General features: G+C 42.6%; 21 protein-coding genes. 13 read left to right on the top strand and 8 right to left on the bottom strand.

Translation table 11 applies throughout. The features are described 5' to 3' along the window. Position 1 precedes the first annotated feature (1 nt). The 7 genes from SJY16_RS15855 (at position 2) to SJY16_RS15825 (ending at position 5,018) form a co-directional block, all read left to right on the top strand. A complete protein-coding gene (locus SJY16_RS15855; RefSeq protein WP_377890669.1) occupies positions 2-538 on the top strand; it encodes an AAA family ATPase in 537 nt (178 codons plus the stop codon). A gap of 22 nt (positions 539-560) precedes the next feature. Further along, positions 561-1,289 (top strand): DUF5694 domain-containing protein, encoded by a 729-nt coding sequence (locus SJY16_RS15850; protein ID WP_377890667.1) that lies wholly within the window; start codon positions 561-563, stop codon positions 1,287-1,289. A gap of 13 nt (positions 1,290-1,302) precedes the next feature. Continuing rightward, positions 1,303-1,800: a GNAT family N-acetyltransferase gene (locus SJY16_RS15845; protein ID WP_377890666.1), complete on the top strand. Its 498-nt coding sequence runs from the start codon at positions 1,303-1,305 to the stop codon at positions 1,798-1,800. 226 nt (positions 1,801-2,026) lie between these two features. After that, positions 2,027-3,226, top strand: a complete 1,200-nt coding sequence (locus SJY16_RS15840; RefSeq protein ID WP_377892291.1) for a M24 family metallopeptidase — start codon at positions 2,027-2,029, stop codon at positions 3,224-3,226. Between the two features lie 34 nt (positions 3,227-3,260). Then, positions 3,261-4,439: a cystathionine gamma-synthase family protein gene (locus tag SJY16_RS15835; RefSeq protein WP_377892289.1), complete on the top strand. Its 1,179-nt coding sequence runs from the start codon at positions 3,261-3,263 to the stop codon at positions 4,437-4,439. Positions 4,440-4,598: 159 nt separating this feature from the next. Beyond that, the gene (locus SJY16_RS15830; RefSeq protein WP_377890664.1) at positions 4,599-4,799 is read left to right on the top strand and encodes an IDEAL domain-containing protein; all 201 of its coding nucleotides are present in this window, start codon (positions 4,599-4,601) and stop codon (positions 4,797-4,799) included. A 63-nt stretch (positions 4,800-4,862) separates the two neighbouring features. Beyond that, entirely contained in the window at positions 4,863-5,018 is a 156-nt protein-coding gene (locus SJY16_RS15825) for a hypothetical protein (protein ID WP_224883166.1), read from the top strand. 222 nt (positions 5,019-5,240) lie between these two features. Here the strand turns inward: SJY16_RS15825 and SJY16_RS15820 are convergent, their stop codons facing one another. After that, on the bottom strand, positions 5,241-5,945 hold the full coding sequence (locus tag SJY16_RS15820; RefSeq protein ID WP_377890662.1) for a DUF4352 domain-containing protein: 705 nt from the start codon (positions 5,943-5,945) through the stop codon (positions 5,241-5,243). Positions 5,946-6,023: 78 nt separating this feature from the next. Continuing rightward, on the bottom strand, positions 6,024-7,490 hold the full coding sequence (locus SJY16_RS15815; protein ID WP_377890661.1) for an alkaline phosphatase: 1,467 nt from the start codon (positions 7,488-7,490) through the stop codon (positions 6,024-6,026). A gap of 230 nt (positions 7,491-7,720) precedes the next feature. On the opposite strand from SJY16_RS15815, the gene SJY16_RS15810 reads away from it, so the two are divergent. The 3 genes from SJY16_RS15810 to SJY16_RS15800 all read left to right on the top strand — a co-directional run bounded on the left by SJY16_RS15810 (position 7,721) and on the right by SJY16_RS15800 (position 10,681). Continuing rightward, complete coding sequence (locus tag SJY16_RS15810) at positions 7,721-8,620, top strand: acetamidase/formamidase family protein (protein ID WP_377890660.1); 900 nt, start codon at positions 7,721-7,723, stop codon at positions 8,618-8,620. A gap of 193 nt (positions 8,621-8,813) precedes the next feature. Then, entirely contained in the window at positions 8,814-10,193 is a 1,380-nt protein-coding gene (locus SJY16_RS15805) for a Glu/Leu/Phe/Val family dehydrogenase (protein ID WP_377890658.1), read from the top strand. 137 nt (positions 10,194-10,330) lie between these two features. Further along, positions 10,331-10,681 (top strand): VOC family protein, encoded by a 351-nt coding sequence (locus SJY16_RS15800; RefSeq protein ID WP_377890656.1) that lies wholly within the window; start codon positions 10,331-10,333, stop codon positions 10,679-10,681. A 220-nt stretch (positions 10,682-10,901) separates the two neighbouring features. Here SJY16_RS15800 and SJY16_RS15795 read toward each other — a convergent pair whose 3' ends face one another. Both SJY16_RS15795 and SJY16_RS15790 read right to left on the bottom strand, forming a co-directional pair. Beyond that, complete coding sequence (locus SJY16_RS15795) at positions 10,902-11,414, bottom strand: hypothetical protein (protein WP_377890654.1); 513 nt, start codon at positions 11,412-11,414, stop codon at positions 10,902-10,904. A gap of 108 nt (positions 11,415-11,522) precedes the next feature. After that, positions 11,523-12,335: a glycerophosphodiester phosphodiesterase gene (locus SJY16_RS15790; protein WP_377890652.1), complete on the bottom strand. Its 813-nt coding sequence runs from the start codon at positions 12,333-12,335 to the stop codon at positions 11,523-11,525. Between the two features lie 428 nt (positions 12,336-12,763). Between SJY16_RS15790 and SJY16_RS15785 the strand changes: the two genes are divergently transcribed. Next, a complete protein-coding gene (locus SJY16_RS15785; protein ID WP_377890650.1) occupies positions 12,764-13,360 on the top strand; it encodes a class I SAM-dependent methyltransferase in 597 nt (198 codons plus the stop codon). Positions 13,361-13,421: 61 nt separating this feature from the next. Here the strand turns inward: SJY16_RS15785 and SJY16_RS15780 are convergent, their stop codons facing one another. Genes SJY16_RS15780 through SJY16_RS15770 form a run of 3 tightly spaced genes read right to left on the bottom strand, consistent with a single transcriptional unit; the run spans position 13,422 to position 15,982 of the window. Beyond that, entirely contained in the window at positions 13,422-14,231 is an 810-nt protein-coding gene (locus tag SJY16_RS15780) for an ABC transporter permease subunit (protein ID WP_377890648.1), read from the bottom strand. Then, positions 14,228-15,115 (bottom strand): ABC transporter ATP-binding protein, encoded by an 888-nt coding sequence (locus tag SJY16_RS15775; protein WP_377890646.1) that lies wholly within the window; start codon positions 15,113-15,115, stop codon positions 14,228-14,230. Before SJY16_RS15775 ends, SJY16_RS15780 begins: the two co-directional genes overlap by 4 nt. A 21-nt stretch (positions 15,116-15,136) precedes the next feature. Next, on the bottom strand, positions 15,137-15,982 hold the full coding sequence (locus SJY16_RS15770) for a TetR/AcrR family transcriptional regulator (RefSeq protein ID WP_377890645.1): 846 nt from the start codon (positions 15,980-15,982) through the stop codon (positions 15,137-15,139). 114 nt (positions 15,983-16,096) lie between these two features. On the opposite strand from SJY16_RS15770, the gene SJY16_RS15765 reads away from it, so the two are divergent. Then, a complete protein-coding gene (locus SJY16_RS15765) occupies positions 16,097-19,249 on the top strand; it encodes an efflux RND transporter permease subunit (RefSeq protein ID WP_377890643.1) in 3,153 nt (1,050 codons plus the stop codon). Between the two features lie 145 nt (positions 19,250-19,394). Beyond that, positions 19,395-19,946: an RNA polymerase subunit sigma gene (locus SJY16_RS15760; RefSeq protein ID WP_377890641.1), complete on the top strand. Its 552-nt coding sequence runs from the start codon at positions 19,395-19,397 to the stop codon at positions 19,944-19,946. Positions 19,947-19,992: 46 nt separating this feature from the next. Here the strand turns inward: SJY16_RS15760 and asnB are convergent, their stop codons facing one another. Continuing rightward, on the bottom strand, positions 19,993-21,813 hold the full coding sequence (gene asnB / locus SJY16_RS15755) for an asparagine synthase (glutamine-hydrolyzing) (protein WP_377890640.1): 1,821 nt from the start codon (positions 21,811-21,813) through the stop codon (positions 19,993-19,995). Positions 21,814-21,976: the final 163 nt, after the last annotated feature.

The raw sequence follows: 21,976 nt of genomic DNA, 5'->3' as shown, positions 1-21,976 counted from the left end.
TATGATTATTATGATCAACGGAGCATTTGGCGTAGGGAAAACGACAGTATCAAATGAACTCCTTAAGCAAATCGATAACAGTATGCTTTTTGATCCTGAGGAGATCGGAGGTATGCTGAGAGAGTTGCTTCCGTCATACATAAAGGAAGATGAAGCACCTACAGGTGATTTCCAGGACTTGGAGTTGTGGAGAGAGCTCACTGTCTCCATAGCAAAACGCACCATTGAAAAGTATCAAAAAAACCTTATTGTTCCGATGACAATTCGAAAACCAGACTATTTTCACGCGATCTTTGACGGTTTTAAACAACTCGATCATGAGACGTATCACTTTTGCTTAACAGCAAGTAAAGCAACGATCACGCAAAGATTATTATATAGAGGAGAAATTTACGGAAGTTGGGCTTTTCAACAAACTGAGGCGTGTTTGGATGCTTTCTCATCAGGAGGGTTTGGTGAGTACATTTCGACTGAGAATCGTTATGTAGAAGACGTGGTTGAAATCATTATGAGGAGATTAGTGATGCCGATTCTTTAATGATTAGGAAGGAGTTTGTCAGTTGGGTAAGTCAAAGGTAATGGTGCTTGGAATGTTTCATATGAAGCATACGGCAGATTTATTTAAAATGGATGTCGATGAACTCGAAACGGATGAGAGACAAAAAGAAATTCATACCGTGGTAGAAAAGCTAGAGCGTTTCAAGCCAACGAAACTAGCATTCGAAGTTATAACAGAGAAAGAGCAGTGTCTGAATCGTGAGTATGAAAGGTATCTGAATGGTGACGGAGAGCTTGAGATGGATGAAGTCCATCAAATCGGTTTTCGACTTGCGAAAAGAGTAGAGCACAAGAACGTGTATGCGATCGATTGGATGGAAAGCGCGAATAGAGGGATTGGTGAGGTGTTCGAATGGGCACAAGAAGAACAGCCGGAGCTCTATGACTACATAAACAAAACATACTTGTCAGATATCCATAAGACCCTGGAGAACAAAACGATTATCGAGCTTTTACGAGAATTGAACGCTACAGAGTTCGTGTTAAAAAATCATGAAATGTATATGAATATCGCTCGTATTGGAAAAAACGAGCAATACGTTGGGATCGATTGGGTTCATTGGTGGTATCAGAGGAACTTGATTATCTATAACAATATTGCAAGACTTACGAACGAACTAGGTGATCGCACGTTACTTATCATAGGGGCAGCACATGTTCACTTAGTGTCACAGTTTTTAGAAGAAAGCGGCTTGTTTGAAATAGAACGTGTGGAAGAGTATTTAAAGTGAAAAAGGTGACCTTATGAAACAAAGTCTAGTCATTCAACCATATTCCAAAGAGTATCAAGAACAAGTTGTAGAGTTAATTTCAACGATTCAACAAAAAGAATTTCAAATACCAATAACGGTAGATGAGCAGCCTGATTTGTTTTCGATCGAGGAATTCTATCAAACAGGTAATGGGAACTTTTGGTTGGCAATTTATGGTGAGAGAGTAGTTGGGACGATCTGTCTTCTCGACATCGGAAGTAGTGAGCTTGCACTCCGTAAGATGTTTGTAGATAAAGATTATCGAGGGGCACCACTTCATATAGCAAGCTGCTTACTGCATGAAGCAATAAGGTGGGCAATGGAGAACGGTGTTCATGCGATCTATCTCGGAACGACCCCGCAATTTGTAGCGGCGCATCGATTTTATGAGAAAAACAATTTTGTTCGTGTCGAGTCGAGAGATCTGCCGAACAATTTCCCTGTATTAGCAGTGGATAAAAGATTTTATATGCTAGATACTTGCTCATGAATCCATTGAATGTGGAGAGACATGATCCGAAAACAATCGGTTTTTTAGAAGCAGATCCATTACGAATGGGTCTGCTTTTTCTAGATAATCGCTTGATTTCCAACTCCTTCTCATAATCGCTAAAATTTATATAAATTGGTAGTTGTCTGGTAGCGTCAGATGATGGTAGTATGAGTTAACTGAAAATTTAAATAATAGTTTTTCGGAAGGTGGCGACGTCCCGATGATGCCATTCGAGTTGCGAGAGTACCAGGAACGAATTCAGAAGACAAAGCGAAGGATGCTCGATGAAGGCCTAGAGGTTCTGCTCATTACTGACCCTGCCAACATGAATTATTTAACTGGTTATGACGGCTGGTCATTTTATGTCGATCAGATGGTCGTTGTCATCATCGATGAAGATCAGCCCCTCTGGATCGGGAGAAAAATGGACGGCAATGGCGCGAAGGCGACAACATGGCTTCGCCACGAGAATCTTGTAACGTATACCGATGACTATGTGCACTCGAACGTCAAACATCCGATGGATTTTGTTGCGAAATCGCTTGAGGAAATCGATCAGGCTGATCGCCACATCGGCGTAGAGATGGGGGCGTACTACTTCACAGCTCTAGCATTTGAGAGGTTAAAGAAATCACTTCCTAATGCGAAGTGGAAAGATGCGACCCTCCTTGTTAATCGCGTTCGGATGATTAAATCCAATCAAGAAATCACCTATATGAAAAGGGCAGCGCGTCTTGTTGAACTTGGCATGGGAAAAGCTGTCGAAACGATTTCTGAAGGCGTGCGGGAATGTGATGTGGTGGCTGATATTTATAGCAGTCTCATAGGTGGGACACCTGAATTTGGTGGAGACTATCCTGCGATCGTGCCGATGTTACCTTCCGGTGAGCATACGTGTACACCGCATTTAACGTGGTCAGACAAGCGGTATCGTCACAATGATCTCGTCATCATCGAAATTGCAGGTTGTTACAAACGCTACCACTGTCCGATGGCGCGTACGGTCTCGGTAGGAACGCAAAGTGAGAGAGTGCGAGACGTCGGTAAAGTGGTGGTGGAAGGACTTAACGAAACGCTTGCTTTTGTAAAGCCTGGCGTCACATGTGAAGAGGTCGGAGAGGTTTGGCGGAAGTCGATCGCGCGTCATGGCATCATAAAAGATTCGAGGCTTGGCTATTCGGTCGGATTGAACTATCCACCAGATTGGGGCGAGCATACGGCGAGTATTCGACAAGGTGATGCGACGATTCTACAACCGAATATGGCATTTCATTTGATTCCTGGTATCTGGTATCACGATTTCGGCATTGAAATTAGTGAGTCGATTAAAGTCACGGAGAGCGGTAGCGAAGTTCTGGCGGATTTTCCTAGAAAGTTAATCAATGCAAAAGGCGTTTCGATGATGGGGAACGATGCAGTTTGATAAGAGGAGGAGATTGATTTTGAGTAAACCAGGAATGGGTACAGCGTCCGTCTGGGCCGGGGAAAAAGAGTATCTTGCACACGGAGCAACGCAAGTTCCGGTCGTTCACAGCGTCGCATATGGGTACGATGATATGGATGAGTGGTATGAGGTTGCGGTCGGAAATAAGAAGGGCCACATCTATGGAAGAAATACGAATCCTACTGTTCAGGCGTTTGAAGATAAGGTGAAGGCGCTCGAAGGAGCAGAGGCGGCTACGAGTTTCTCGACAGGTATGGCAGCGATCAGCAATACGCTCGCAACGTTTCTCTTTCCAGGTGATCGGATCGTTTCGATCAAAGATACGTACGGAGGAACGAATAAAATTTTCACAGAATTTCTTCCTAGGTTAAACATCGACGTGATGCTTTGTGAAACAGGAAATCATGATTTTATAGAAGAAGAAGTCGAAAAGGGATGTCGTATTCTTTACCTCGAGACGCCAACGAATCCTACGGTGAAAATAACGGATATCGAGCGAATGGTAAAGACGGCGCATCGAGTAGGGGCTCTTGTGGTGGTCGACAACACGTTTGCTACTCCAATCAATCAGAACCCTCTTGCCCTCGGAGTAGACCTTGTTATCCATAGTGCAACGAAATTTCTTGGCGGACATGCAGATGCCTTGGGCGGTGTGGTTTGTGGCAATTCAAATCTGGTTGAAAAGATTTACCACTACCGGGAAATTAATGGAGCAACGATGGATCCGATGAGTGCATATTTGCTTTTGAGAGGGATGAAAACACTCAAACTTCGTGTAGAGAAGCAGTGCGATAACGCGATGAAGGTAGCGACGTTCTTACAGTCACAGGCGCTTGTCGATGACGTCTTCTATCCGGGACTCGAAAATCACCCAGGTCATACCATCGCGAAGCAGCAGATGAAAGGTTTTGGCGGTATGTTTAGCTTTTCGGTAAAAGGCGGGGTGGAAACAGTGAAACACCTTCTGCCGAAACTAAAGTATGCGAACCGAGCCGCAAATCTTGGAGCAGTGGAAACAACGGTAGGACCATCTCGTACAACGAGTCACGTAGAGTGCACCCCAGAAGAGCGAGCCGCTATGGGCATACCAGAAGGATTAATTCGTTACTCAGCGGGTATAGAGGATGTAGAGGATTTGATTGCAGATTTGGAACAGGCGTTTCAAGCCGTTGTCAAAGAAGTGAAGGTGTAGGGAGAGTTAGGAAATACTCTAGTAATATTTACTTAATGTCAGAAAAATAAAAAGAATCTGCATTTATGTTGTTTAAATTTCTATAAAATCGGTTAGAGTTATAGTAACAGCGATAACAATTGTAGCTGCGTTTCTAATAATAGAATGGAGGATGAAACAATGGATCATCGAAAAATCTATTCAAACCAAGTGTCGGAGCAAAGTCAGGAAGTAATCGCAGAGCTACTAGACCACGTCCATACTAACGCACTCAAACAAAGACAAGAACTACTAATGAAAGAAATAGATAAAGCATTAGACGAGCGAAACCGCGAAGCATTCATGGAATTAACAGATCGGTTGAAAACGTTATATAATTGATAGGCATATTTGTTAAACCGCTTGCTTATAATCTAGTATCACCTAACTCAGGAGGAGATAGAGATGCTAGATTTGGCAGCGGTTTTTCATATGGCTACAGATTGGATGGTCGCAAACAAAGGATATAAGCTACAATCCGTGATTCTGTTTGGAACACTTGGAGTATCGTTCTTTAGCTATATGATCTGGTATGTGACGAAGGGATATCGCGCGGTTTGAACACTGGTTTGAGTGGTTTTTTGGAGAGTAGCGTGACCGTGCTTGCTGTTTATCCGCGAATTAGTGGCGTTTATCTGCGAAATTCTCATTATTTCCGCGGAAATTTTCTTATATCCGCTATAAATGAGTAGATAACCGCGAAAAAAGAAAGTTATCCGCGAAACGTGGAAAGCGCTAGTAACCGAATGGCTAGCAATAGTTAGAAGAAAAGACTCCCTGGTATCAGGAGCCTTCGATCGGTATTTCGATCGTCTTTGCTTTAGCTTGAGATTCTTTATTCTCATCAAACACATCGCTCGTTTTCACTGTTATCCTCGAGAGGTTTTCGATGTTTGCTTCATTAAGCACAAACCCCATCTCACCCGATCGTTCTTCATTTGCTTCAAGGTTACCGTACAATTCCTCGAGATAGAAGTCTTCTTCATATCCTTTTTTCTCGCCATCATTTGTTTCGAGCACCGAGACGGGTGCAAAGTTCACTGGTTGATCAGATGTGTTCTTAACCGTCACGTTTAGGTTTACATAATTGAAGTTCGTTTCATCTTCTGAATACGGATGAAAGAAATCGATCAAGTCCATCGAAGGTGAATAATTCATCACTTTAACGCCAGAAAAGGTAACCTTAACATTACCGATTTTTGTTGTGTCGTAATAATCGGAAATCGCTTTTAACGTAAGCGAACCATCACCATCTTCATGGTAGTCCCCGACTTCCATTAAAGTGCTGTCGTCTGGTGCTTGAGGGTTGTTCGAAGGTTTTTCTTTTCGTTCTTCATCGTTTTTTACCGTCTTGTTTCCATTCGTGTCTTTTGGCTGGTTTTCCGATTGTGAGGTGCTGTTTTCACTACTGGACGCTTGCTCAGCGTTGTTTGCACAGCCAGTGAGCAAGAGAGAGGTCGCCAGGATGATCATGTAGAGAGATTTCATTGATAAAGACCTCCTTCCTCATGATGAAAATTCCCGCTGCCTGTTTAGCAGCGGGAAGCTTTTTTTGTAGAACTGTACTTAGTCTTCGTCGCGCTCATCGTTATGTTTACGTTTGTGGTCATCACGGTCATTGTGCTTGTGCTCATGACGATCGTTCTCGTCATGCTTATCATGTTTCTGTTCTGAAAGAAGGTCAATGACCATTTGACCCGTTTCCGTGTTGTCGTGGAGCCCGATGAAGTTTTCAGATTTAGGACCATATGCATATACGTTTACATCAACACCAGTGTGTCCACCAGTTGTCCAGCCAGTACCAGAGCGTAGGTCGAAGATTTTTTCAATCGCGTTGTCGATTTCAGTTGTTTTGTCTTTCTCAGCTTTAGTTGCTTCTTTAACTGAATTGATTTCTTCTTCCGTTAGATCAAGATCGATATAGTTGTTTAGTGTTTCTTCAACGTCAGCACCTTCAGCAATTTGTGCTGCCATGAAGTCAGGAGTGCGTTTCGCCGCTTTTAGTGGTGCTGGATTCCACTTGTACTCACCGTCACGGCCCATTGTGATTCCACCAGTAGAGTGGTCAGCAGTCGTAACGACGAGCGTGTGCTTGTCTTTTTTTGCGAATTCGATTGCTTCTTTGTATGCTTGTTCAAAGTCTTGCATTTCGCTCATCGCTGCAACAGCATCATTGTCATGACCAGCCCAGTCGATTTGGCTTCCTTCAACCATGAGGAAGAAACCGTCTTCGTCTTGGCTCAGACGATCAAGAGCTGTCGTTGTCATGTCAGATAGAGAAGGCGTGTTCTCGTCTCGGTCGATCATCTTGTCCATTCCTTTTGGTGCGAAAAGCCCAACGATCTGATCGTTTTTATCATTCATAAGATCTTCTTTATTTGTTACATAGCTATAGCCATCTTTCTGGAAGTCACCTGCTAGGTCACGGTCTTCGCGTTCGAAATATTGCGTTCCACCGCCTAGAATCACGTCAACCTTATGCTCGCCGTTGATCATTTCATCGTAGTAGTCATCTGCAATGTCGTTGTAGTTATGACGAGACTCATCGTGAGCACCGAAAGCAGCTGGTGTCGCGTGGTTTACTTGAGATGTTGAGACAAGCCCAGTTGCTTTGCTGTCTTTCTTAGCTTTCTCAAGTACCGTTTCTACTTCTTCTTTTTCCGTATCAACAGAGATCGCGCCGTTGTAAGTCTTGATTCCAGCTGCCATAGATGTACCTGCTGCAGCTGAATCCGTTACGCTCTCTTCTTTATCCCAGGAGTATGTTTGTTGTTGCCCAACGAGATACTCATCAAAAGCTGTTTCTTCCATATATGGAGTGGATTTATCATCCATGAAAGAACGATAAGCAGTGTTATACACAGGACCCATTCCGTCACCGATGAGGAAGATGACGTTGTTAATTTCATTCTTATCTTTATGTTTGTTCCATTTAGCTTCAGTATCAGTTGCGCCACCTGCAAAGCTGCTGAATGCTAGTGTGGAAACAACTGCGAATGGAATCACTTTTTTTCTAACGTTATTTAAGTTCATGTTGAGTGCCTCCTGTGTATCATTTTTTCTCACACTATGTACTCTACTAGATCAGAATTAAGGATCTATTAATAGATTGTTAGTAAAATGTTAAGGTTTTTGGTGCAAAGGTTACAGTCGAAAATAAGAAGTGAAGATCGAATATGCTCATTTTGTTTTGCTAAAACAGGATTTTCTCATGCGTAAAAGGAACTAGTTAACATAGTCACTTTCAAGGAGGTTGATTTATCATGCAAAAACTAGCGCGAGACTCTATTATTTATGATTTTAATAAATGTCATGAACCGGTACACAAAATTGAATCAGGCGAGACCCTTGAGATTCATACATACGATTGCTTTCAAAATCAGATTCAGTCAGAGGACGAGGAAGTAGGAGGAATCGATTGGAATCGAGTCAACCCTGCTACGGGACCGGTCTTTGTAGAAGGTGCGATGCCGTGGGACGTGCTGAAGGTGACAATCGAGAAACTTGAAATAGGCGAGCAAGGTGTGATGGTCGTAGGACCAAAGCTCGGTGTTATGGGCCATCGAATAGAAGAGATGGAAGCAAAGATCATTCCGATAACGAAAGGAAAAGCGCTTTTTAACAACATCGAACTTGCGCTAAACCCGATGATTGGCGTGATCGGTGTGGCACCTGGAGGAGAAGGCGTATCATGTGGAACCCCTGGCGCGCATGGAGGGAACATGGATAATAAGATGGTTACTGAAGGAGCAACGCTCTATTTCCACGTTGCAGTCGAAGGCGCATTATTTGGTCTTGGAGATTTCCACGCAGCGATGGGTGACGGTGAAGTGAGCGTATCTGGAATTGAAGTTGAAGGAAAAGCAACGGTAACTTTCGAGGTTGTTAAAGGGGAGTCCGTAACTCAGCCCATGTTAGAAAACGATGAAGTCGTCACACAGATTGCTTCTGCCGAGACGCTAGATGAAGCGGTTAAGGTTGCGACAGAGCTAATGGTCGATCGAATTTGCGGAAAAACAGGAATGTCGGTGAGTGAGGTCACGATGCTCATGAGCGCAGTAGGGCAAGTGGAAGTTTGTCAGGTTGTGGATCCACTGATGACGGTGAGGTTTGTCGTGCCGAAATGGTTAGAGGAGAAGTTTGGGGTAAGGTTGATTGGATGAGTGAAGGCGAGTGATTACTTTCAGTCATTTAAGGTGAAACTACAATTAGCCTCCACAGCTGGAATACCAGGGTGGAGGCTTCTTTCGCCAAAATACGACAAAATTCGTGGAGTGACAGGCACTATCCCCCGTTTGAACTATATTCAGTCGGGTAACTAAATAGTGAATAGGTAAATTGGAGGGGTGATGAAAATTGGCTAGTAAATATGGAGCAGTTGTACAAGAATCGTTAGATGCACTATTGGAAGATGATACTTTTATGCCGAACTTTAAAGGGGAAGAGAGAGAAACGGCATTTGATTCTCTTGAAGCAATTCTTTCCACACCAAACCAAATTCAGAAATCATTTCTACGAGTACCGATGGAGAATGGGAAGATTTTAAGGATTCCGGCATTTAGAGTACAACACAACAATGCGCTTGGACCGTATAAAGGCGGTGTGCGATTCCATGAATCGGTCGATGAGAGTGAGGTTGTGAACCTTGCTACACTGATGACGCTTAAGAATGCGCTTCATGAAGTGCCGTTTGGTGGAGGAAAAGGCGGCGTTGTAATCAATCCAAGAGAGTACTCTGAAAAGGAACTACATACGATTTCAAAGAAATACGTTCACTATTTCAGTGATATCCTTGGCCCTGATAAAGATATCCCTGCGCCTGACGTAGGTACAGGAGAGCGCGAAATGGACTGGATGATGGGTGAGTTTAAAAGTATCCATCCAGGACAAGCGTATCGAGGAAGCTTTACAGGGAAAAGTCATTTGAACGGTGGTTCTCTCGGTCGAAGAGAGGCAACTGGTAAAGGTGTCTATTACACCTTCCGTTATTTGATGCATGATTTTATCAACGACAACAAAGACTGGTTCGAGAAAAATGAGAACTTATTTGCCAAAACAGCGATGGAGCATGTGGATCGTGATTTAACCGTTGGGATACAAGGGTTTGGTAATGTTGGTTCCGTTGCTGCTCTCGAAGCGTATAACTGTAATTACATCAAAACCAAGGTCGTAGCAGTAAGTGATCGAAACGTAACGCTTCATAATTCAGAAGGTCTGGACATCAATGCACTCGTTGCTTATACAGCTGAACATGAAGGGGACTTGCCGACGACGAATGAAGCACTTGAGCATCATGGTATCAAGGCAGATATTCAAGACCGAGAAGATGTGCTTTATCTTGATACAGACGTGTTGATTCTTGCGGCGCTTGAAGATCAAATTCATGAAGATAACATGGAGCAGGTGAAAGCGCGCTTAATCGTTGAAGGTGCAAACGGTCCGATCACGATGAAAGCAGACGATTATTTGAGTCAGAATGGCGTATTGATTGTTCCTGATATTCTTGCGAACGCAGGTGGTGTGATCGTTTCGTATTTCGAATGGTTACAAGGAAGAGAAACGCAGTTCTATAGTGAAGAAGAAGTGAACACAATGCTTCTTAAGAAAATGAAGGAAACGATGGATCAAGTATTACCTCAATTCTTCAATGATCCGTTCCCACTTCGCCAAAACTGCTACATGCATGCGGTGACGAGACTTTCGAATACGCTTTATCGTCATGGGAAATTGTATTAAGAATCGCATTCAAACTCCTCAGTCTACTGACTGGGGAGTTTGTTTTGTGTAGAGGAGGACTTTTTATAAAAGGAAAACATGGTGAAAAAAGCGAAATCATTAGTGAGATGAATTCATTCAACAGTTGAGGTGATGAGATGAAGATCAAAGGATTTGGTGGTGTGTTTTGGCGATCGCAAGATGTGGCTACACTTTCGAAGTGGTACAAAGAAGTATTAGGAATTGAAATGGAGTCCTGGAATGGGACCGTTATCACACCCCAAGAAGGGAATGAGACGATCTTTTCCTTCTTTACAGAAGACGATCGTTATTTTCCGGAGAATCAACAAGTGATGCTGAACTTTCAGGTTGAAAGCATCGAAGGGTGTATGGACCACCTTGATAAAATCGGTGTTCCTTTAGTGAAGGAGCTTGAAAAGAGTGAATATGGTTCTTTCATTTGGATTGAAGATCCTGAAGGTAGACGTATTGAGCTTTGGGAGAAGTAGGTGAGGAGGATTCAATGACTGAAAGCGTAGGATCATGCAACGTATGTGGGAAAGAACTTTTTTGTAGAGATGGTTTTTTGGATGGTGTGGTAGGTGAAAGAAAGGAATTATATTGTTTTGATTGTGCAGAGAAGGTGCGTAGTCGTAAATGAAAACGAGGCAAAACATATAAAAAAGCTGTTCTCCTTGTTTCGGAGAACAGCTTTTTATATGAGGGGAATTATTCCATCGACATACTATCTTTAAATGAAGTGACTTTCGTTTTTGTTGCATCTAGTAGCTCGGTAAGTTTTTCAACATCAGGTTCGTCCTTCTTTGCTTCGTCGATCAATGGATAAAGGTCTTTTTCGATATCAGCGTACTCATCAGGATATTCCTTCTCAAGCTTTTGTTCAAAAAGCTCCCAGTGTGAGTCGATTTGATTTCCGAGTTCGTTGATTTTCGTAACATCATCAGGTGATTCTTCTAGGACTTTGCTAAGAGAATCAAGGTCTGTCAGAACTTTAGCAACACCTGTATCGAGATTAACTTCGCTGCCTTCTCCTGCAGTGTTGCTGTCTCCAGCGCCACTTCCACCAGAACTATCTTCTGTTACAGCATCATCATTCATAGTAGATTCTTCTGATGAATTATTTTGAGCGTCTTCTTCTCCTGTAGAATTATCTCCACAGCCCGCCAATAGTGTACTGGCAGCAAGGCCAATTGCAAGTAGTAAAGAAGTATTCTTACCCACATTCAACAACTCCTTCCTTTTCCTCTATTGGTTCCCATTTCCATAAGAAACTAAACAGAGCGGGAAACATATCATTCGACAAATACCGGGTGGTACCAGGTACTTCAGTTATTCTACATAATCAGGATAATCGGTTATGATGCCATCTACTCCAGCTTCTTCTAGCGCTTCTACAGATTCGTGATCACGTGCTGTCCATGGGTGGATGTCCATGTCATAGTCATGAATGCTCTTAACAAGATCCTTATCAACTAATCCTTTACTTGGATTAACGTATTCTGCATAGCGAGAGAAATCTTCTAAACTCTGATCAGTCAGATCAGCAGGATTGTAGACAAGTACCCCAACTGGAACAGAAGGTAGGATGTTATGGAACGTTTGGACAGAGTCATGATCAAAGGACTGTACGATAATCTTGTTGTTGTTTGGTTTATGCATGTTTCTTTCTTTAAGCTCGTCGGCGACTTTTTGTTCGATCTCTGGGTAAAGAGATGGTGATTTAATTTCGATTAGAATTCCTGACTTCCCACGATACTCATCGAGCACTTCTCCTAAAGTAGGGATTCGTTCGCCTGTGAACGCTTCGCCAAACCAACTGCCGGCATCAAGGTCGCGAAGCTCTGCTAGTGTATGGTCCTTCACCTTCCCAGAGCCATTTGTTGTGCGATCGACTGAGGTATCATGGATTACTACAAGTTCACCATCTTGACTAAGCTGAACATCAAGCTCAAATACATCAGATTTCATGTCTACTGCTTTTTCGAAAGCAGCCATCGTATTTTCAGGAGCGTACCCCGATGCTCCGCGGTGTGCGATCGTAAGAGTATCATTGTAATTCTTTGCAAATGCGTTTCCAGAAGGTTGAACGATGAGGCTGAAAGCAAGCATTGTAGTTAATGCCCCTGTAATGATTTTCTTCAAATGAATCAGCTCCTTTTAATGTAGTTCACTATCAATCTACCGAAAGATTATTAAGTGAGAATAAAGGAGAGATTAGCATCTGATGACGGGGTATGAAGAATTTGATGAGAAAGGACCCAGGGATGTTTACAACTTTTATATGGGAGGGCATTTGACCTAGAAGAATCGTCTGAGGCGAACGATGTGAACAAAAACGTGCTCATACAGCATGTTGCTTATTATTTAAAGCTCTATTCTCAAAGATTCTTGTTTTGAAAGGATTTTTGTATAAAGAACTACACTTAGTTGATTGGAGCGGAGATCACCCCTCTCATATAGCAACAATGTTGATGCAGGATAGAAGTCCTGAGAACGTTTGGGAAGCTCTAGTCGTTTGGGGTTTGATATAATGACAATCACGAATAGCTTTACAATAGGGGGAGTGAACTATGGAGCATAACGTTTTTGAACAGATGGCCAATCGATATGATACTGAAGAAAGAATTGAATTAGCTAACATAATCGTCAAGGAAGTAAAGGCAGAATTACAACATAGTACAACAAAATCGTTACTAGATTATGGGAGTGGTACTGGTTTAATTAGTTTGGAGTTAGCGGAATTAGTGGATTCTATCTTGTTGGTTGATTCATCAAAACAAATGCTAGAGGTCGCGGAAGCAAAAATCTCTCGTAAAGGAATCCTTAACTCTAGCGTACTGTATTCGGATTTCACACAAGAAACTCCTGAACTGAAGTCAGATATTATCATCATGTCACTCGTCCTCCTTCACATTCCGGATACAACAAAAATCTTACAAGAGTTGTTCACCATCTTAAATGATGGTGGTAAGCTCATGATCATCGATTTTGATAAAAACGAGAAAATCAGTCATCCGAAGGTTCATAATGGCTTTTCCCATGAAGAGTTGCAGGAGAAGTTAGAGGAAGTTGGGTTTCAATCGAATGAGATTAAGACGTTTCATCATGGAAAAGGTATTTTCATGAAGCAAGATGCGGCTATGTTTATTTCCACTAGTATAAAATAAATGAACAGAGCTTGGGAAAGGCGATCAGCCCCCCAAGCTCATTTCTTTATGTGCAAGTCATCTACAACGGTAGATTTCTTCGTCTAAACACTAATACAGTTCCAACATACATAACCAATCCAATACCGAAGAGAATGAGTGAAACAAGCGCAACGTTCACATCTCCATTTGCAATCTTTGCTGGTTCAAAGAGTGAGAACAGCGATAGATTGCGTAGCCAGTCTAGGTCTGAGACGATTTTTCCAGCCATATCTAATGCGTAGAACAGAAAGGTGACGGCACCTGCGGCCGCAAAGGCCTTTTTCTCATCGTTAAAAAGGGAAGAGATGAGGATGGAGTAGCCTCCGACTGCGAAGAAAAGGAGGAACCCAACAAAGTTAATCTGAAAGAAATCCCACATACCGATCGTGTATTGCTCATCGATCAGGATTTCTCCGGCCATATAACCGCCAGCGAAGTTAAGGAAAATGATGATGACAAGCCCCGTAATAAGGACTGCTATTTGTGTGATGGCGACCTGTTCTCGTGAAACTTTAGTTGAAAGTAAGTATGCCATTGAACCTCGGTCAACGAGCTTTGCGATCAGTTGAATCGCGGTCATGACGCTGAAGATACCGAGAATGAAGAGGAAGAACAGACCGTAGTATTCGGCAGAGATGAACTCGCCGTACGTGCCGAACGATTCAAGTCCGAATGCATTCTTTAAACTTTCAGGATAGATGTCTGTCAGTTCCTGAAGCTTATCGATGTTATCAGAAATCATCGGGAAGAGGGACGTCATCAAGATGACATAGACTGCTGAAGCCATACCGAAGCTCATGATCCCTTTCAAGTTGGATTTCATCATTTGTTTGTACAAGGAAGTGCTCATTCGGACACCTCCTGAGCGTTGTAATAGTCCATGAAGATTTGCTCTAAACTCTGGTTAGTGGCGCTCACGTTCTTGATGTGATAGTTTGCTAGCTCTTGAAAGAACTCGTCATAGTTTCCTTGAACCTCAATACGCACCATGTTCCCATCTGCTTTCTCAATGGATAGACTAGAAGCTTTCAATGCTTCTACATCTTCAGGGTTATGAAGGGTAATATCGAAAATCTTACGCTGCATCGACTGTAGTTCATGGATATCCTTCACGGTCACGATTCGTCCATCTTTGATGATGGCGGCTCTGTCGCATGTTCTTTCGATTTCTGAAAAGCTGTGCGATGACATGAGAAACGTTTTCCCTTTTTCTTTTTCCTCAAGTACAAGGTCGATGAACACTCTTTGCATCAACGGATCAAGTCCTGATGTTGGTTCATCGAGAATGTAGATATCTGGGGAATGCATGAAAGTCGCTACGATTCCAACCTTTTGCTTCATTCCTTTTGACATCTTTCGAATCGGTGTGTGTGGGTCGAATTGGAGGCGGTGAATCAGTTCCTCGCGCTTTTCTTTTCCTTTTTTCCCTTGCATTCCTGCGATCATATCTAGGAATGCTGTTCCATTCATTCCATCTAAGAAGGCGATTTCTCCTGGCAAATAGCCGACATGTTCCCGTGCTTTTGATTGTTCACTCCACGCATCGTAGCCATACACGGACGCGCTTCCTTTCTGCGGCTTCATATAACCCATCAAGTGTCGAATCGTTGTCGATTTCCCGGAACCGTTTGGTCCTAGGAAGCCAAATACTTCACCTTCTTTGACATCGAACGACACCTCGAAGATTCCTTTCCCGTTTGAAAACTGCCGTGTAAGCATGTCGATCGTTATCATGACCAAATCCCCCTAGTAATGTTATAGAAAGTAATTTCTCAAACGAGAAGCAAAATCCAAGTAGCGATCGTATTTATCGAGATTGGAAGCCATGCCTTTGATGACTGCTTGTCTTGGATTTGTTCTTGATAGTTCATCTAAAAGGATCGTTGCTGTATCAAGCAGGTTTTCATCACTTTCTTTTTCTATAATGAGAGAGAGTACATTCTTAATTTCTTCGAGGTCATGCGAATTAAATCCTTCAGGCATGATTTGTTCGATGATTTCTTCTGTTATGACCGGTGGGTCATTATTCTCTAGAAAACCGGTCATCAAGTAGTCGGTTTTCTTCGTAACAGCAGAAGCAACTTTGTAATAATCAAATTCGATATCGTCTAAAATGATGAGATCGACGTAGTTTTTTATTAAACTCTGCACAGCGAGGCTCGCTTCCCAAACGTATGGCTTGCTTTCTTCACCATAAATCGCAAGCAGGTGGTTTTTGTAGAAAAGATACGAGTTAAAGCGCATATTTCTCATTAGTTTTTCGATGTGCTCATTGAATGGAATTGCTTGTTCACGAAATTGCATGATGATAAATTCCCGATGATTCGCGAGTTCTTCTATAAAGACTTTTACTTGATAAGTGAATTTTTCCTTTGGTGTCATCGGCTCAGTAGCTACTTCATTCACTTTACGCTGCATTCTTTTCCAATAGTACATGAGTACTGAAAATAGCAGTTCGTCTTTGGATTTGAAGTGAAGATAGAATGCTCCTTTGGAGATATCACATTCCTTCGCGATTTCTTGCACGGAAGTTGCATTAAAGCCTTTCTTTGCAAAAAGTTTAATGGCATTCTCTATTATCATTACTTTTTTTTGATCCATATTGTGACCACCTTTTATCATGTTAATGAACATTTATTCCTTGACCTCTGACCAAGTGGTCATGTATATTGTATAACAGAATGACTGCTTGGTCAAAAGGGAAGGGGAGAAGGCATGAATAAGATAATAAATTTTTCGATGAATAATAAATTTGCTGTCTGGCTGATGACAATCATCATTACAGCTGCAGGTCTTTATTCAGGGTTGAATATGAAGTTAGAAACGATTCCGAACATTGATCCACCGATTATCACAGTTACGACGGTGTATCCAGGTGCGACACCTGCAGAGGTGGCTGATGAAATATCAGAACCGATCGAACAGAAAGTGCAGAACTTAAGTGGAATGAAGACGGTAAGTTCAAGCTCTTTCCAGAATGCTTCGAACTTACAGCTTGAATATAATTTCAGTAAAGATTTAGATGAAGCAGAGGATGAATTACAAGAAGCGGTAAACGAAGTGACGTTACCAGATGGTGCACAGACGCCAGATGTGTCGAGAGTTAACTTCAATGCGTTTCCTGTTATCAGTATGAGTGTAACGAATGAGGATGGCAATCTTGCAGAGTTAACGTCTACTGTTGAAGAAAAGATTGCACCAGCATTAGAAGGTCTTGATGGTGTAGGCGATGTTCAAGTCGCTGGTCAACAAGTAAGAGAGGTTCAGCTTCAGTTTGATGACGAAGCGCTTGCCGAACGTGGCATGAACCAAGAAACGGTAACGAACTTAATAAAAGGTTCAAAAGTAACGTTCCCATTAGGGTTATATACGTTTGATGATACACAAAAATCTGTTGTGATCGATGGAAACATTACGTCGATCGACGATTTGAAGGAATTAAAGATTCCGATGATTCCTTCTCAAGGTAGCGCACAAGGGCCAGAAGGAAGTGCGCCACCAGGGCAAGATGCAGCCGGAACTGCTCCCCAGGGGCAGCCTGGAACAGCGCCAAATCAGGGTGCAGCTGCTGAAGCACAACAAGGAATTCCAACAGTTGCTTTAGGTGAAATCGCAGAATTCGAAATCGTTGCAGATGCTGAGTCAATCTCACGTACGAACGGTGAAGAATCAATTACGGTACAGGTGATCAAATCACAAGAAGCAAATACGGTCGATGTTGTTGATCAGGTGAAAGAACAAGCAGCCGAGTTTGAAAAAGAACTCGACGGCATTGATTTCATCTTCACGTTCGACCAAGGTGAGCCGATCGAAGAGTCAGTGAGTACGATGTTGAACAAAGCGTTGTTCGGCGGATTGTTTGCTGTCATCGTCATCCTGTTGTTCCTACGTAATATTCGAACAACGTTGATTTCGGTCGTATCGATTCCGCTATCACTCTTTATCGCGTTACTCGTATTAAATCAGATGGGTATCACGCTTAATATTATGACCCTCGGTGCAATGACCGTTGCGATCGGACGGGTTGTTGATGACTCGATTGTTGTTGTTGAGAACATATACAGGCGAATGTCGCTAAAAGATGAGAAGTTAGCAGGGAAAGATTTGATTCGATCCGCAACGAAGGAAATGTTCATGCCAATTCTTTCGTCAACGATCGTTACAATCGCAGTTTTCCTACCGCTAGGACTCGTTGAAGGTGTTGTAGGGCAGGTGTTCCTACCATTCGCATTAACAGTTGTCTTTGCATTACTTGCATCATTAATTGTGGCGGTTACGATCGTACCGATGATGTCACATTCACTATTAAATAAAGAACAGGCGATCAAGAGCCATAAGAATGGTCCAGGGAAACTTGCTACTTGGTATCGTTCAGCTCTAAACAGTGTACTAAGCCATAAAATCATTTCATCTCTTGTTGCGATCGGTGTACTTGTAGGTAGTATCGCAATGATTCCACTCGTAGGCGTTAGTTTCTTACCAGGGGAAGAAGAGAAGATGGTGATGCCGACATTCAGTCCGGCACCAGGTCAAACGCTTGAAGATGTTGAGTCGATCGCTCTTGAAGCAGAAAAGTACTTTGAAGGACGCGACAATGTCGACATCATTCAATACTCTGTAGGTGGAGAAAATCCGATGAATCCTGGTGCATCGAACCAGGCAGCATTCTTCGTGATGTACGAAGATGACACTGAGAACTTCACCGAAGAAAAAGAACAAGTCATCAAAGATTTGAAAAACATGACTGATAAAGGTGAATGGAACAACCAGGACTTCTCTTCAACAGGTTCAAGCAGTGACATCCAGGTTCAAGTATTTGGTGATACGATGGATGAAATCAAACCTTATGTCGAAGAAGTCGAAGGTGTCCTTAATGACGAGAAAGATTTGAACGAAGCCGAATCAAGCCTTTCAGAGTCATATGAAGAATATACGCTCGTCGCTGATCAAGAGAAGCTCAGTAAGTTAGGGCTAACCGCAGGTCAAGTCGGCATGGAACTTGGTCAGAATGGCCAACGTTCAGAAATTACGACTGTAAAAGAAGATGGAGAAGAGCTTCAGGTGTTCATCGAAGTTGAGAAAGATGACTACGAAACGTTTGAAGATTTAACAGACAAAGAAATTCAGTCTCCAACCGGTGTATCCGTTCCAATCAACGAATTGTTTACGGTTGAAGAAGGAACGACTGAAGACACGATTACGCGTCGAAATGGTAAAGTTTACGGAAGCGTAACAGCAAAAGCGAAAACAGATGATATCGGATCTGTCTCTGCTGATGTGAAGGAAGAATTGAACAAAATCGACCATCCTGATTCGATTGAGATCTCAATCGGCGGGGTAACCGAAGACATCAATGAATCCTTTAGCCAGCTAGGTCTTGCGATGCTTGCAGCGATTGCAATCGTATATGTTGTGCTCGTTATCTTCTTTGGAGGAGCACTTGCACCATTCGCAATCTTGTTCTCCCTTCCATTCACGATTATCGGAGCGGTACTCGGTCTATTGGTCGGTGGAGAAACATTAAGTATTTCCGCAATGATCGGTGCACTAATGCTGATCGGAATCGTGGTTACGAACGGTATCGTATTGATTGACCGCGTTATTCAGAAAGAAAAAGAAGGATACTCAACGCGTGAAGCATTGCTCGATGCTGGTATGACACGCTTACGTCCGATCTTGATGACAGCCCTCGCTACAATCGGTGCGCTATTACCACTCGCACTCGGTTTCGAAGGTGGCTCGATCATCAGTAAAGGTCTTGGTCTTACAGTAATCGGTGGTCTAGCGAGCTCGACGCTCCTCACGCTACTGATTGTACCTCTTGTGTACGAAATGTTGAGTAAGTTTCAAAAGCCTAAGAAGGCATAAAGACAAGGTAGTATAAGAGTAAAGGTAACCATGATGTGTGGAAGTTCGCACATCATGGTTTTTTTATTTGTTTTAAGAAATTGGTAGGGAAGTACTGTCGTTGTTAGAAGTTAACTAAGTGACTACAAAATATGGGGGGATTTGGATGAGGATAAATGTTCTGCTACTGACTTTTCTTGGAGCGATTGTATTGGTTGGTTGTGCAGAAGATGAGGTTACGAGCCAAAAGAACGTGGAAGATCATGATCAAACAACAAGTGAAGTGCAAGGGAACAACGAGCCAGTCGAATCTGAAGTAAGGAAACTTACTCTAAACACAGCGGAAAAAGAAGCGTACGAAAATTTTGCAGAGGATTTGAATGACGAGCATTTGAAAGGGCTAGAGCCACTAAGTATCGCCAAGCTACATATTTACGCTTCATTAGAAAAAAATTATGACGTTCATTATGCACTCTACACGGATAAAGAAGCATACATAGCATGGTCGAAGGAAGAAGATAACGCGATTCCTAAATCACACCGAGGTACGAAAGAAAGTATTCTTGAAAATGTTGCAGGCATACAGGATGGTGAATTTATTCAATCTGATGACGAGTCGGGGTATATTTCGTTTGAAAATGACGGAGGGACAAGTGGCTATCAGATGGTGAGAGATAATAAGGGGAGTTGGAAAGTAGCATTTATGCCGATACAGTAGTAGAAAATAAAAGGAGAACGGTCGTCCGTTCTCCTTTTTGAAAGGGTTAGCTTACGAGTTCAATATCGTATTCATCGAGCCATGCGTTGACTTGTATCAAATAGTCGAGTAGACCTTTTGCTTGATCTGTACTTAGTTCATCTGCTTCGTTCAATGCGATGGCACGAACTTTTTTCGTGTCGATAAGAGAAAGAATTGGTGAATTCGGGTTATCGAGAATCTCAAGCATCCACTTGCGAACCCCTTCTAGATAAGCAGGGTCTTTGTCACTTGGATAAGCACTTTTCTTTCTGTAAAGCACGTCTTCAGAAAGCGTTCCTTGTAAAGCGCGACGGAGAATGCCTTTTTCAATGTCGTCAACGTTCTTGAAATCGATCGGAACGTTCCAAAGGTATTCTACGATTCTGTAGTCGCAGAACGGTACACGAACTTCAAAGCCAGTTTTCATACTCGCGCGATCTTTGCGGTCAAGCATGAATGGAAGGAACCTTGTGATAAAGAAGTAACTCATCTGGCGTTGCTTCGCTTCATACTCGCTCTCTCCCTGGAGGAACGGAATTTCTTCGTATGCTTCTTTAAAACGCTGTTTCTGGTATTCCTTTGGTTTAATCATTTTTTTTGCTCGATCTGACAGAATGGAAGAAATACCCTGCAAGTTAACAAGCCACGGATAGACTTGTGCATCCAGAAATTCTTCTTGATGGAACCACGGGTACCCTGAGAACACTTCGTCTGCCGATTCACCAGATAGTGCAACCGTCGCATCTTTTTTCATTTCAGTGAAAAGAAGGTAGAGCGACGTTTCAATTTCTCCAACTCCAGGTAAATCTCTTCCTCTCATCGGTTCAAGCAGATTGGTGAGAAGCTGCTCGGCTCCAAACGTGATCGACTGATGTTTCGTTCCGACCTCTTCAGATACTCGCCGTACCCACGGCTCATCCATGTCATGTCGCAAGAAATCTTTTTGGAAATGCTCTTCGTTTTGATCAAAATCGATGGAGTACGTTTCAAGTGTTTGATCAGATTGTTGGAATTCTTGAGCAGCAAGACTCGTAAGGCCACTAGAATCAAGTCCTCCTGAAAGCATAGACACAACAGGCATGTCTGAGATCAACTGTCTATTTACGGTGTCAGTCAGTAGCTCACGAATCTTTTCTGCTGTTTCGTCGACATTATCCGTATGATGCTCTGATTCTAATTGCCAATAGCGATGTTCCTCGACGGAATCTGCAGTTGCGATAAGATAATGACCAGGACGAACTTCTTCTATTCCTTGAAAAACTGCCTGTCCAGGCGTTCTCATCGGCCCCATTCCAAAGATTTCAGCAAGACCAGTGCGATCTACTTTGGGCTGGACGGATGGATGAGCGAGAATTGCTTTCATTTCCGATCCATATAAAAAAGAGGCGTCCTGTTTTGAATAGAAAAGTGGTTTTACCCCTAGGTGGTCACGCCCTAGAAAGAGCTGCTGCTCCTTTTCATCCCAGATTGCAAAGGCGAATATCCCATTGAATCTAGTTACACACTCTTCTTTCCATTCCATGTAAGCATGGAGGACAACCTCTGTATCAGAATTGGACGTGAATACATGTCCTTTCTGTTGAAGTTCTGATTTTATTTCACGATAGTTATAGAGTTCCCCGTTATACGTAAGAACAAGTTGTTGATCAGGTGAAGCCATCGGCTGTTTACCACCTCTAGGATCAATGACGATCAAACGTCGATGAGCAAGAGCTGCGTGTTCTGAAAGCCAAAACCCTTCAGCATCAGGACCGCGGTGTGCAATAGAATCTGCCATAGTTTTCAACGTTTCTCTTTCATTTGAGAGATCACCAGACCAATTAATCCAACCTGTAATGCCACACATAACAATTCCTTCTTTCTGAGTAATTTGAAAAGCACATTTTCAATCGTATTCCTCGCAACTCAAACAGTCAACATGTGGAAATCACCAGAAAAATGGAAGGTTATTACTATATTGGGAAAACAATAACTTAAAAAGTAGTATGTTTTATGCTTGGAAATGGAGC

Source organism: Alkalihalobacillus sp. R86527, assembly GCF_042466185.1.
In the GTDB taxonomy this organism is placed as follows: domain Bacteria; phylum Bacillota; class Bacilli; order Bacillales; family Guptibacillaceae; genus Guptibacillus.
The sequence above is the reverse complement of the archived record's forward strand: the minus strand, read 5'-3'. Positions and strand labels throughout refer to the sequence as shown.